The organism is Cobetia crustatorum, from assembly GCF_000591415.1.
Classification (GTDB): Bacteria; Pseudomonadota; Gammaproteobacteria; order Pseudomonadales; family Halomonadaceae; genus Cobetia; species Cobetia crustatorum.
In genome coordinates, this window is the sequence record NZ_JEMF01000032.1 from 34,927 (window position 1) to 46,708 (window position 11,782).

Below are 11,782 nucleotides of genomic sequence, written 5' to 3' on the forward strand. Positions count from 1 at the left end.
TGACCATCTCTCTTGATAAGGAACAATTCGATGATGAATGCCTCACGTATCATATCCAGAGGGAACCAGCAGCTATTGATCATCCTGGCGTTGGGAAGCCTGGTAGTGCTGTCAGGTTGCGGGGGACGTGAGGTGTCCGTCCAGCCCACGATCAGTGCGACCAATGATCCTTATCATCATCCCGATGCTGGCAAGGACCATACCCAGCCGGATGCGTCGGGGAACGAGGTGCAGTCGGGGCTAGAGATCAGTACTGACATCTAGCGTGGTCAACGACAGTCCCTGTCGCCAGTCTTTGACAAGCTGTGCAGCAAACAAGGAATGGGAGGATGCAGGATTAACGTTGAGGCTTCCCGGGAGTAAAGTGGTGTTTGATAGTGAGGGCTTGCTGACAGACCACAGACAGCGGCCCTTACCCACCTCAAGGAGAAAGTCTTGCGTATAACATCATTGATTCCTGCGATTGTCCTCGTGGCTGCTACCTTGGCGCTGAGTGGTTGTGGCCTGTTCGGCCATGGTCATGGGCACGGCGGCGGTCATGGTGGTGGAAAGCCGCACGCCATGCTGGATAGCACTGCCACAGCACAGGTCGCCAGCATTTCCTGATCGCCATTCAGGTTCGCGAGAAGTGAAAAAGCCGCCTTTTGCTCGATTCGAGTAGAGGGCGGCTTTTTTGTGTCTGCAAGATGACTGGGAGGGGGCTGATTAGAGCGCATGCAGTGCAATGATCGCCGGTGGGCTGCCGTCTTGCGGCCACTCGACACGTGCTTCGATGGCATAGACCTCGCGCAATCTTGCGGGCGTCAATACCTCACGTGGGCTACCGCAGGCCACGAGTCGCCCGGTGTGAAGCAGCCAGACATGCGCAGCATGGCGGGCCGCCAAGCTCAGGTCATGCAGCGCCACGATCACCACGCGCTGATGCTCGCGGGCTTCGCGGCTCAACCACTCGAGTACGGATAGCTGAAAGTGGAGGTCCAGCGCGCTCGTCGGCTCATCGAGCATCAATAGTGTCGGCTCGCGCACCAGTGCCTGGGCAATCGCCACGCGCTGACGCTGTCCTCCCGACAGCTGACCCAGCCGTTGTGAGGCGAGTGGCGCAAGGGTGAGTGCCTCGACGAGCTGCTCGCAGTGGGCCAGATTGGCATCGTCATCGTGATGGCCTGCCAGACGGCGTGCGAGCAGCAATGACTCGAATACCTCAAGCATTGCCCCCGCCTCACTGAGCTGCGGTAGATAGCCGATACGTGCGGCACGCTGTCGGGCGGACAGCTCATTCAGCCTCTTGCCGTCGAGAGATAGTTCACCGTCAGTCGGTAACAGCCCAGCAATCGCCTGTAACAGCGTCGATTTTCCTGCACCGTTCGGGCCGAGTAGCGCGGTCAGCTCACCACGTCTCGCACGTAGCTCGGGCAGACTGTCCAGTATCCGAGTACGTCCACGGCTGACGCTCAAGTCGCGAATTTCAAGGCCTTCAGCGTTCACCTCAATCATCCGTCCAGTCCTCGGCGCTTGAGTATCAGGCTGACGAAGAACGGCAGACCGATCAGGGCAGTGATCATGCCTAGCGGCAACAGTACGTCCGGTATCAGCGACTTGCTGAGAGTCGAGGTCAATGACAACAACAGTGCACCGAGCAGCGCGGAGAGGGGCAGAAAGCGTTGCTGCTGCTCGCCGACCAGTAGACGTGCGATATGCGGTGCGACCAGGCCGATGAAGCCGACGCTACCGACGAAGGAGACGGCGGTGGCGGTCAGCAGTGCCGTGCACAGCAGGCCGGTCAGGCGCAGGCGACGTACATCCACTCCCAGCGCGCGAGCCTGTGTTTCGCCGAGGCTCAGTGCGGTCAATTCGCTGCGACGGCGATGAAAGATCACTCCGCACACGAGGATCACTGCCGATAGCACGCCCAAACGCGGCCAGCTACTGCGTTCCAGACTGCCCATTGACCAGAAGATCAACTGCTGTAACGCCTCCGGTGAGGCAACGAACTGCAGTACGCCGAGCAGCGCATTGAAGAAGAACATCAGCGCGATACCCAGCAGCACCAGCGTCTGCACACCCACTCCCGGTAGGCGCTGGGCGCTCCACAGGATCAGTGATGCGGTGAGCGCGAACACGAAGGCGTTCAGCGTCACGCCGAGCCCGGCGGCGTTGAGGAAGGTCAGCGGTGCAAGACCGGCAGGAATCAGGTCGAAATGTAGAATTAGCCCCAGCCCAGCACCGACGCTGGCCGCCGCTGAGACACCCAGCGTGAAGGGATCGGCCAGCGGATTGTGCAACAGCGTCTGCATCTGGGCACCGGCCATCGCCAGCGCGGCACCGACCACGACCGCCATCAGCGCGATCGGCAGACGCAACTGCCACAGGATGACGTGTGCGAGCGGATCAGCGGCCTGCGGCTGCCATAACGCTGGTAGCAGGCGGGCTAGCGTCAACTGGCCGCTGCCTTGACTGATATCCAGCAGGCAGGCCAGCACGACCAGCACACCAATGACCCACAGCCATCTGGCGCCTTGGCGCTGACGGTGGCGCCAGGCAGTGGCAGGCGAGGTAAGGGTGCCCGTCATCTCGGGGGATGCGCGAGAAGTCGATGAGGCAGCAGGGCGGGAATCGGGCACGGTGTCGTCCGGCGAGGTGAGAGGGCTATGAGCTGTCGACAAGCCTAACGACTTGGCTCGGTCAGGTGAAGGTACAAAAAAGGCCTCCCGAGTGGGAGGCCTTGAAGAGAATTTCATATTGTCAGCCGAGTACAGCAAGGCTTGGCCTAGCTGCCATTCATGGCCTGCGGCAAATACAGCACGATCTCCGGGAAGATATGCATCAACACGATGGAGAAGATCATCAGCAGGAAGAACGGCAGTGTTGCCTTGGTGATGGTGATGATGTCCTTGCCGGTCAGGCTCTGGATCACGAACAGGTTGAAGCCAACGGGTGGTGTGATCTGAGACATCTCGACCACGATAATCAGATAGATACCGAACCAGATCAGGTCGAAACCGGCCGCCTGGATCACCGGCATGATGATGGACGTCACCAGCAGGATCAGTGAGATACCGTCAAGGAAGCAGCCCAGGATCAGCAGGAAGAGTGTCAGTACCACCAGCAGCATGGTCGGTGACAGTCCTAGCGCGGCAATGCCTTCTGCCAACTGCATCGGAATCTGGGTGAAGCTCATCGCGGAAGACAGGAACGACGCACCGGCAATGATGAAGGCGATCATGCACGAGGTGCGCAGCGCCGCGAACAGCGAGGTCTTGAAGGTACTGAGGCTCATGTGGCCGTTGAGGCGCGCAATGATCAGTGACAGCACCACGCCGACAGCAGCCGCTTCGGTCGGCGATGCCAGGCCGCCATAGATGCTGCCCAGAATACCGCCGATCAACGCCAGTAGCGGAATCAGCTGAGCGCTGTTGCGCAGCTTGGCCATGAAGCTCATGTGCGGCTCATCATGCCCGGCGCGGCCCTGTGGCTCGCCGATGACCTTGGACCAGATCGCCAGGTAGCCCATGAACAGTGCCAGCAGCAGCAGGCCCGGCAGTACGCCCGCGATGAACAGGCGCGAGATGGACTGCTCGGTGACCACGCCGTAGACGATCATCATGATCGACGGCGGAATCAGCAGGCCAAGGGTCGAGGCACTGGCGAGGGTGCCGATGGCCAGGTTGCTGTCGTAACCACGCCGCTCAAGCTCTGGCAGTGTCATCTTGCCGACGGTGGCACAGGTGGCGGCAGAGGATCCACAGACGGCGGCGAACAGACCGCTGCCGATGATGTTGGAGTGCAGCAGACGCCCCGGCATACGATTGAGCCACGGTGCCAAGGCACGGAACATGTTGTCGGCCAGTCCTGAGCGGAACAGGATCTCGCCCATCCACACGAACATCGGCAGAGCGGTGAGGTCCCAGCCATAGCTGGCGCCCCAGAAATCAGAGGCTAGGATCGGGCCGGTATCGAAGGTCGAGAAGAAGGTCAGCACGATCCAGCCGGTACCGATCAGCGAGAAGGCGACCCACACGCCACCGCCCAACAGCAGGGCGAGGGTCAGCAGGGTGACGAGGATGAGTGTCAGCATGTCATTCGGCTCCGTCTTCGGGCTCAGGCGCCACGTAGCGTGAGGGCGCGGTGAAGGCGGTGCGCAGAGTGGCGATCAGTGTCTCGAGAATCGCCAGGCACAACAGGCTGGTACCGGCCACCAGCACGCTCTGCGGAATCCACAGCGGCAGTGCCAGCAGTCCGGAAGAAATATCGTGATATTCAAGCTTTCGCCGACCAGTAACACCAGCTCGCGGGTGATCAATACGCTCAATGCCAGCGCGATCAGTAGCGCCAGGCTTTCGATCCATACGCGGCCTGCAGCCGGCAGGCGGTTGATGACCAGCGTCACGCGGATATGGGCGTGATGCGTAAAGGTGTAAGCGAGGCTCAGGAAGGTGGCACCGACCAGCAGGAAGGCAGCCATTTCCGAGACACCGGAGATTTCGAAGCCGAGACGCTCGGCACCGAACGTCACCAGGATGGCATCAATCAGGCGCAGGAAGACTTGCAGGCTGACAACAGCACAGATCAGTAGCATGCAGGCCGCCGCACCCCACGCACCAAGGCGGTAGAGTTTGTCGAAGAAGTAGGTCATGACGGGCGCTCACAGGGAAGGTGAGGGTGGCCACGCGATACGGGTGACTTGCAACCGCTACCGCGTGGCGGGGACAGACAGAGGGACAGACTGCTGACTCGCGAGCATTGTCTTGCCAGTGGCAAGGCTCAACGTCTGACGATCAGGAGCTCAGGTCGGCCTGATAGCGCTCAAGCAGTTGCTGGCCTTCTTCGCCGGCACGTGATTTCCAATCCTGGAACAGCTTGTCGCCTGCGGCCTTGAGGTCTTCAGCGAGCTTGGCATCCGGCTCGGTGATGGTGAAGCCCTTCTCCGTCAGCATCTTGGCGCTTTCTGCCGCGTCAGCCTTGCTGGCTTCCCAGCCACGCGTTTCGGCGGCCTTGGCGGCGTCCAGCACAGCCTGCTGGCTGCTCTCATCGAGACGATCAAAGGCACGCTTGTTGACGAAGACGATGTTCTTCGGCAGCCACAGTTTGGCGTCGTTGTAATGCTTGACGTAATCCCACGCCGACATGGACTTGCCGGTGGAGCTTGAGGTGATCATGCCGTCGACGCGACCGGTGCTGAAGGCCGTCGGGATATCGGCTTCTTCGGTCTCGGTGGGCTTGCCGCCGACATTCTCGACGAAGCGCTGGGTATTGATGTTGGGCGCGCGAATACGCAGCCCCTTGAGCTGAGACACGTCAGTCAGATCAAAATCGGTGTAGATACCCTGCGCTGGCCATGCGACGGCGTACAGCGGCAACAGACCTTCCTTGGCGAAAAGCTTGGTAATGTCAGGCTTGGAGGCTTCCCAGAGCGCAATGGCTTCCGGATAGCTGGAAGCGACCCCGGGCAGGGTATCCAGCTCATAGATCGGCGATTCGTTGGAGAGAATCGACAGGAAGATCTCGCCGGCCTGGACGGTACCGCGACGCACGGAAGGCTTGATTTCACCGTGGGAGATCAATGAACCACCGCTGTGAACGGTAATGGTCAACTCACCATCGGTGGCTTTTGTCACCTCTTCAGCGAATTGCTTGGTGTTCTTGGTGTGGAAGCTGGCATCGCCATAGGGGGTGGCGAGGTTCCACTGGGCAGCCAGAGTAGTGCCGCTGAACGCCAGTGCACCCGCGGCGGCCAGCCATACGAAAGAGTTGGGCTTACGCATGTCTCGTTCCTCATTATTATTGAAAGTTCTCGGCAGACAATTTCATTCTTCAAGCGACAGCCGGTTCAGTCCAATCGTTAATTCTGATTCACAGTATCGCTAAAACCTTTCATTGCTGTGGGTAATGAAAGACTTTGTTGATATTTATAGACCTTGGTCGAATAAGGCTGTTGGTGGATTTACGAGTCATTTGCCGCCTCTTGGCAGCTTGGATGGCGTGTCAAAGGTCGGCAAGTGATGTGTCAACACGACACGCCACCATGGTCATGTTTCAGCAGATGGCTCTGCTGGCACGATGGCATGTTGTTGGGCATAGGTTTCGGCACATTGACGGCCCAGACGAGCGACGCTGGCGCAAAAATCAGGGTAGTTGGCATTGCGCCAGATAGCCTCGTAGATCATCGGGGGGAGTGGCGTATCCAGCGGCAGGCGCACCAGCTCGCCGTGGCTGATGACATCCTCGACGGTGGCCACGGGTAGTACGCCGATACCTAGTCCTTCGCTGCTCATGCGTAGAATCGTCATCAGCGTGCTGGTGCAGTGCACCTTGGGTTGCTTGATGCCTAGCTCTGACAGATAACTGACCAGCTCACTGTAGGGGCGTGCCTGCTTGCTGAAGGAAATGAAGGGTGTATTGGCAAAGCGACTGGTGCCTTCCGCTAGCTGCTGAGCCAGCACAGGGGAGGCGAACATGCCCATTTCGAACGTGCACAACGGCGCTTGAGTGGCATAGGGCCCCATGGCAGCACTATCCATTGCAAACAGCATGTCGAGATCGTTCTCGGCCAGCCGCTGATGCAGGAAGGGCGAGATATCGACGGTCATTTCCAGCGTCAACTTGGGGTAGCGTTCTGCCAGTTGGCGCATGAAGGCAGGAAACCAGCTGTTGGCGATCGTCTCGATCACGCCCAGACGCAGGGTGCCGGAAAAGGCACCTTCTTCCTGAAACAGGCGCATGGCTTCTTCACGGCCACTTAGCAGGCGCTCGGCATGCGCAAAGAATTCACGCCCTCGCAAGGTGGGCTGAATGGGACGTGTAGAGCGTTCCAGCAGTGATTCGCCGACGGTCGCTTCCAGACGATTGATGCGGTCCGAGATGGAGGGCTGGGTCAGGTGCAGCTTGGTCGCACCCTTGCGGAACGAGCCGAGCCGCACGACCCAGACAAAGGCCTCGAGTTCCTTGAAGTCGAACATGGCAGGTGCCCCGTGATGAATCGTGATGATCGCCCATCTTGCCGCATGCAGCGCAGGGCGTCAGCTTTCATCACGGGGCGTGCAGTGTTCTAGCGGGTCAGAGTTGGCCCGCTGACGTGATCACTTGCGGAACAGCTGGCTCTCGCGGTCCTTGAATGCCTTGAATTCCAACGCATTGCCGCTGGGGTCAAAGAAGAACATCGTGGCTTGCTCGCCGGGCTCACCCTTGAAGCGCACGTAGGGTTCAATCTCGAAACTGACACCTTCCGCCTTCAGGCGGTCAGCCAAGGCTTGCCAGGCGTTCATTTCCAGCACGACACCGAAGTGAGGCACAGGGACGCCGTGACCATCGACGGGGTTCTTGTGCTGTGCCACGCCCTGCTTGGCGAGTTCGGTATTCAGGTGGCAGACAAATTGGTGTCCGTAGAGATCGAAATCGACCCAGCTATCAGAAGAACGACCTTCGGGACAGCCGAGAAATTCACCATAAAAGCGCCGCGCTTCTTCAATATCGTGGACTTGAATGGCGAGATGGAACGGATCGCTGACGGCCATGGAAAAGGCTCCTCATGTAGTCGTTTATGATTATTGTGCCTGTCTGCGGCTGATCTTGTGGGCAGTCTTGCAGACAGCCTTGTAGGCAGTCTTGTCGATAGACTGCGAGGGTCAGGCAGCCTGAAGGGACAGAAACACGCAGCCAGAGATTGGGCAAGCAATCGGGTGCCAATACTTGCATTTCCTCAGGTAATGAAAGATTTCTTCGATATAACGAATCATAAAATACGATTGGATACCAAGGCATGGCCTTACATAGAGTGGAGGCATAACAACACACAAGATCAGCCTGTGAGGTGTCCCTATGTCCCGTTCCGTTTCTGCTCCCGCCCTCCCTCTGCTCAACTGTGACATGGGCGAAAGCTTCGGCAACTGGAAGATCGGCCTCGATGAAGAGGTGATGCCCTTTGTCGATTGCGCCAACATCGCCTGCGGTTTTCATGCCTCTGACCCCAACATCATGCGTCGTACCGTACGCCTGGCCGTCCAGCATGACGTGCGCATCGGTGCGCATCCCGCTTATCCGGACCTGCAAGGCTTCGGGCGTCGCTCCATGGCTTGCTCGCCCGCCGAAGTCGAAGACATGCTGCTTTATCAGATCGGCGCGCTCGAAGGTATTTGTCGTGCTGAAGGCACCCGTGTGCAGTACGTCAAGCCACATGGTGCGCTCTATAACGACATGGCCGCTGACCCGACACTGCTACGTGCCGTCATGCAGGCCGTGGTGCGTTACGACGCCAGCCTGCCGCTGATGGTGATGGCAACCGCTGATCCTGCTCCGATGCAGGCGCTGGCCGACGAGATGGGCATCACGCTGTGGTTTGAAGCTTTCGCGGATCGTGCCTACGACGCCCGTGGCCATCTGGTGTCACGTCGTGAGCCGGGAGCCGTGCATCACGATAGCGAGGTGATCATCGCGCAATCAGTGACCCTGGCACGCGGTGAGGCACTGACGGACAGCAGCGGTGGCCAGCTAGTGCTATCGGCCGACACGCTGTGCGTGCACGGTGACAATGCCGAGTCCGTGGCGGCGGTTCGCGCCATTCGTGAAGCTTTCGACACCTTGGCGGGTGCCTGATGGCGGGCGCTGGCATACAGACGAGTGACGTGCCTCACTTGCGTCTCGAGACAGTCGGCATGGACACGCTGATCGTGCGGCTGTTCGACAGTATTGAAGAGTCCAACATGGGCTGGGTACTGGCGGCAGATAGCGCGCTGCGCCAGGTATTCGGAGCGGCGCTGATTGACCTGGTGCCGTCCTATACCACATTGCTGCTGCACTACGATGTGACGATGCTTGAAGAGAGCGAGGCGCGTGCACGGGTATCGCAAGCGCTTGAAAATCTATCACCCGATAACGGCCAGCAGGGCCAGCTTCACGAGGTACCCGTGTGGTACGACGACAGTGTTGGACCAGAACTCGTCCCTATTGCCACGCGCCTTGGTATCAGTGTCGAGGCATTGATCGAACGACATTGCGCGCATGATTACTGTGTGTTTGCGCTGGGTTTTGCGCCGGGTTACGCCTTCATGGGCGTATTGGAAGATGCGCTGACGACTCCGCGCCTCAAGACTCCGCGTCAGAAGGTGGCGGCGGGCAGTGTCGGTATCGCTGATCGCCAGACCGCCATCTACCCGTCACGCTCACCCGGGGGCTGGAATATCCTGGGGCGCACACCGTTGACACTGTTTGGGCGTAACGCCGCCGGCGAGCCTTCGAGTCTGTTCATGCCTGGTGATCGAGTACGATTCGTATCGGTCAGCCGCGAAGAATTTCTGCGTCAGGGTGGCGATGTCACACCGCTGGAGGAGCGTTCATGAGTGCCGCATCAGCAGTAGAAAGCGTGGTCACCTTACGCGTCGAGCGAAGTGGCGCCCTGGCACTGGTGCAGGATGGCGGGCGTCTCGGCGTGCGTCATCTTGGCGTCACTCAGGGTGGCGCTGCCGATTGGGTCTCACTGGGCTGGGCCAACTGGTTGCTGGGGAATGCGCCTGATGCGGCGGCGCTCGAGATTACCCTTGGGGGGGGGGCTGAGCTTGAAGGTCGAGCAGGGAGGTACTCTAGCCCTGCATGGGGCAGATCTTGCCGCGACCCTCGATGGTGAGCCGCTGTTGCCCGGTCGGGCATTCACGGTAACGACAGGACAGGTAATCAAGTTCGAGCGCCCCGTGACTGGTCTGAGAGCCTATCTCGCCTTTGCGGGCGGGCTGGATGTGGCGCCGGTGTTGGGCAGTGTTGCCTGCGTGGTGCGTGATGGTCTTGGCGGCCTGGACGGTGAAGGCCGCGCGCTGGCCAGCGGTGATGAGCTGCGTGCTGCCCGCAATGAGCTGTCCTTGCGCAAGCTGCCGCAAGCTGCCCTGGACTGGCAAACAGGTCTATCGCCTGCCGACCAGGAGACGGCAATCATTTTGCCGCTGGTGGTTGGAGCGCAAATCGCCGAGTTCAGTGGTGATAGTCTTTATCGTGCCTTCAACAGTGACTGGGCAGTGGATGGCCGCGCTGACCGGATGGGCGTGCGTTTGACGGGTCCACGACTGGAGCGCGATGGGGCGGGAATGGTCTCGGAAGGGATTCCGCTCGGCGCGGTACAGGTGCCGGCGGATGGCCAGCCGATCGTATTGCTCAATGATCGTCAGACCATTGGTGGCTACCCGCGTATCGGCGCCTTGACGCCACTGGCATGTGCACAGCTGGGGCAATGTGTGCCGGGTACTCGTGTACGGCTGGCCGCGGTAACGCCGGGTCAGGCACGCCGTGACTACTTGAGGGCATTGAAAGCCTGGCAGGTGTGATCAAGCGCTTTGCACAAAAAAAGGGCCTCCAAGTGGAGGCCCTTTCGGTTTTCCCGTTAAGGAATCTTTGATGCAGTCGGAGCTGATTGATCAGATCACCTCCTTGATGAACAGATTCCCGGAGAAACATTGCGCGAGCATCGGGAAACTGTGCGCTGATTCGTGGGTAATGAAAGAACACGAAGCAGTGCGGTCGTCATGGAGAGAATATTTACCCTCACATGCCAACGGGTAAAGAACGGTTTATCCCCCGAACGGGACTGTACTTGCAAGAATAACGGTTGACGCAACGCGACGCCAGCAATTTTAGAGCGCTGTTTCCTAATTTTTACCACAATGGCCATTTCGCGGCTTTTCCTTGTCAGAGGTGAGGGCGGCCAGTGCCTGATGCATGCTGTGCAGGACGCTTGCGCAGCCGCCACAGATGTACCTCCAGCCAGCCAGCCTCCAGGGCCTGTGCGATGTTGCGTTGCATCAGTGCGAACGTCGGGCCAAAGATCAATTCGGGCGTCAATGCTCTCGCGGCAAGCATGGCGTTTGATAGCTCTTGAGCATCGCAGCTGCCGAGCGGATCTTCAGCGTTATCGCTCTGATGTGAGGAACGGGCATGCTGCTGGCGGCGTGCTTGCCAGGCGAGCACCTGATCAGTCAGCTCGACATGTGTATCAACCTCAAATCCGCTGTTGGCCATGGCTTCATGTAGTTCTTCACAGGTCGCGAGCTGATCGGCACGCGTTGTCAGCGCCCAGGGTACCGGTAGCTCAGGTCGCTCGCCGAAGGCTTGTGCCTGCACGCTGAGCACTGGCTCATGCAATATCAGATAACCGTCATCCTCCAGGCAGTCATGCCACTGCTTCAGCACGCCAGGTTTGTCACTGAGGTGCACCAGCAGATGTTGACTTAACACACGATCAAAACGCCGACCGGGTAGTGCCGGGTGCAGCTCGGGGTAGCAGGCGTCGCCTTCAAGAACGCGGATATGCTCGCTCAGTCCCGTAGCCCGATTCAGGGCGATAGCCACTTGGCAGAGACTATCCGAGAGATCGAGTGTGGTGACATGATGTTGGACACCGTTGCGTGCGGACTGGCTTACCAGATGGCGAGCCAGTCCGCCGAGCCCGGCGCCGGCTCCAGAATCTTGAGTGGAGTGAAGGAGGAAGGTTTCTGCAGCTTGGCCAATGCAAGTAATTCGTGGGTGCCTCCCACGCCACCCAGGTGTAACTGGTCCAATCCGGCCAGTGCCGTTACCGGTACCTCACTGGGCGGATAAGCACTCAGCAGCGCCTCCAGCGCGCTGTTGAGTGCTGCATGACGGCTGGCGGACGCGTAGTGGGATACCTGATCACAGGCCATTTTCAGGTGGCGTGAGGTTGAGCCGCCGGGCTCATCCTCACGATAGTTTTCTGTCATCTCATTCTCCGGCCGTTCGTGGCTCATGGCCGGCCTCTGGTGTGGTTTATCCCATCATCACCTTTTGT

15 protein-coding genes are annotated in these 11,782 nt (G+C 59.4%); 6 read left to right on the forward strand and 9 right to left on the reverse strand.

All coding sequences use genetic code 11. The features are described from left to right. Positions 1-30: 30 nt before the first annotated feature. Entirely contained in the window at positions 31-264 is a 234-nt protein-coding gene (locus tag BF12_RS0108295) for a hypothetical protein (protein ID WP_024951874.1), read from the forward strand. A gap of 171 nt (positions 265-435) precedes the next feature. Next, entirely contained in the window at positions 436-606 is a 171-nt protein-coding gene (locus BF12_RS22195; protein WP_169734515.1) for a hypothetical protein, read from the forward strand. A gap of 99 nt (positions 607-705) precedes the next feature. Here the strand turns inward: BF12_RS22195 and BF12_RS19295 are convergent, their stop codons facing one another. The 7 genes from BF12_RS19295 to BF12_RS0108335 all read right to left on the reverse strand — a co-directional run bounded on the left by BF12_RS19295 (position 706) and on the right by BF12_RS0108335 (position 7,511). Continuing rightward, positions 706-1,494, reverse strand: a complete 789-nt coding sequence (locus tag BF12_RS19295; RefSeq protein ID WP_051510847.1) for an ABC transporter ATP-binding protein — start codon at positions 1,492-1,494, stop codon at positions 706-708. Beyond that, positions 1,491-2,621, reverse strand: coding sequence for a FecCD family ABC transporter permease (locus tag BF12_RS0108310; protein ID WP_246116504.1), 1,131 nt, complete (start codon positions 2,619-2,621; stop codon positions 1,491-1,493). Before BF12_RS0108310 ends, BF12_RS19295 begins: the two co-directional genes overlap by 4 nt. A gap of 146 nt (positions 2,622-2,767) precedes the next feature. Then, a complete protein-coding gene (locus BF12_RS0108315; protein ID WP_024951876.1) occupies positions 2,768-4,075 on the reverse strand; it encodes a TRAP transporter large permease in 1,308 nt (435 codons plus the stop codon). Between the two features lie 75 nt (positions 4,076-4,150). Next, entirely contained in the window at positions 4,151-4,633 is a 483-nt protein-coding gene (locus BF12_RS19300; RefSeq protein ID WP_345917374.1) for a TRAP transporter small permease, read from the reverse strand. 142 nt (positions 4,634-4,775) lie between these two features. After that, complete coding sequence (locus tag BF12_RS0108325; protein ID WP_024951877.1) at positions 4,776-5,762, reverse strand: TRAP transporter substrate-binding protein; 987 nt, start codon at positions 5,760-5,762, stop codon at positions 4,776-4,778. Positions 5,763-6,026: 264 nt separating this feature from the next. After that, positions 6,027-6,956, reverse strand: a complete 930-nt coding sequence (locus BF12_RS0108330; RefSeq protein WP_024951878.1) for a LysR family transcriptional regulator — start codon at positions 6,954-6,956, stop codon at positions 6,027-6,029. 120 nt (positions 6,957-7,076) lie between these two features. Next, entirely contained in the window at positions 7,077-7,511 is a 435-nt protein-coding gene (locus BF12_RS0108335) for a VOC family protein (protein WP_024951879.1), read from the reverse strand. Positions 7,512-7,815: 304 nt separating this feature from the next. On the opposite strand from BF12_RS0108335, the gene BF12_RS0108340 reads away from it, so the two are divergent. From BF12_RS0108340 to BF12_RS19305, 4 genes are read left to right on the forward strand one after another with little or no spacing between them, the layout of a single operon-like run. After that, positions 7,816-8,589 carry a 5-oxoprolinase subunit PxpA gene (locus BF12_RS0108340; protein WP_024951880.1) on the forward strand — a complete coding sequence of 258 codons (774 nt, stop codon included), beginning with the start codon at positions 7,816-7,818 and terminating at the stop codon, positions 8,587-8,589. Between the two features lie 29 nt (positions 8,590-8,618). Then, complete coding sequence (locus BF12_RS0108345) at positions 8,619-9,332, forward strand: 5-oxoprolinase subunit B family protein (protein ID WP_439644499.1); 714 nt, start codon at positions 8,619-8,621, stop codon at positions 9,330-9,332. Continuing rightward, positions 9,329-9,616 carry a 5-oxoprolinase subunit C family protein gene (locus BF12_RS23375; protein ID WP_345917375.1) on the forward strand — a complete coding sequence of 96 codons (288 nt, stop codon included), beginning with the start codon at positions 9,329-9,331 and terminating at the stop codon, positions 9,614-9,616. Before BF12_RS0108345 ends, BF12_RS23375 begins: the two co-directional genes overlap by 4 nt. Next, a complete protein-coding gene (locus tag BF12_RS19305; RefSeq protein WP_345917376.1) occupies positions 9,549-10,304 on the forward strand; it encodes a 5-oxoprolinase subunit C family protein in 756 nt (251 codons plus the stop codon). The genes BF12_RS23375 and BF12_RS19305 overlap by 68 nt, the downstream gene beginning before the upstream one ends. Before the next feature lie 361 nt (positions 10,305-10,665). Here the strand turns inward: BF12_RS19305 and BF12_RS0108360 are convergent, their stop codons facing one another. Together BF12_RS0108360 and BF12_RS22760 are read right to left on the reverse strand one after the other, a co-directional pair. Then, positions 10,666-11,493 (reverse strand): SAM-dependent methyltransferase, encoded by an 828-nt coding sequence (locus BF12_RS0108360; RefSeq protein ID WP_345917382.1) that lies wholly within the window; start codon positions 11,491-11,493, stop codon positions 10,666-10,668. Next, positions 11,394-11,741 carry a hypothetical protein gene (locus tag BF12_RS22760; RefSeq protein ID WP_248623647.1) on the reverse strand — a complete coding sequence of 116 codons (348 nt, stop codon included), beginning with the start codon at positions 11,739-11,741 and terminating at the stop codon, positions 11,394-11,396. Before BF12_RS22760 ends, BF12_RS0108360 begins: the two co-directional genes overlap by 100 nt. Between the last annotated feature and the right edge of the window lie 41 nt (positions 11,742-11,782).

Coding starts and splice junctions, on each gene's coding strand:
- BF12_RS0108295 (WP_024951874.1), top strand. CDS start 31: ATGATGAATGCCTCACGTATCATATCCAGAGGGAACCAGCAGCTATTG.
- BF12_RS22760 (WP_248623647.1), bottom strand. CDS start 11,741: ATGAGCCACGAACGGCCGGAGAATGAGATGACAGAAAACTATCGTGAG.
- BF12_RS19300 (WP_345917374.1), bottom strand. CDS start 4,633: ATGACCTACTTCTTCGACAAACTCTACCGCCTTGGTGCGTGGGGTGCG.
- BF12_RS0108315 (WP_024951876.1), bottom strand. CDS start 4,075: ATGCTGACACTCATCCTCGTCACCCTGCTGACCCTCGCCCTGCTGTTG.
- BF12_RS0108330 (WP_024951878.1), bottom strand. CDS start 6,956: ATGTTCGACTTCAAGGAACTCGAGGCCTTTGTCTGGGTCGTGCGGCTC.
- BF12_RS0108340 (WP_024951880.1), top strand. CDS start 7,816: ATGTCCCGTTCCGTTTCTGCTCCCGCCCTCCCTCTGCTCAACTGTGAC.
- BF12_RS0108325 (WP_024951877.1), bottom strand. CDS start 5,762: ATGCGTAAGCCCAACTCTTTCGTATGGCTGGCCGCCGCGGGTGCACTG.
- BF12_RS0108335 (WP_024951879.1), bottom strand. CDS start 7,511: ATGGCCGTCAGCGATCCGTTCCATCTCGCCATTCAAGTCCACGATATT.
- BF12_RS19295 (WP_051510847.1), bottom strand. CDS start 1,494: ATGATTGAGGTGAACGCTGAAGGCCTTGAAATTCGCGACTTGAGCGTC.
- BF12_RS23375 (WP_345917375.1), top strand. CDS start 9,329: ATGAGTGCCGCATCAGCAGTAGAAAGCGTGGTCACCTTACGCGTCGAG.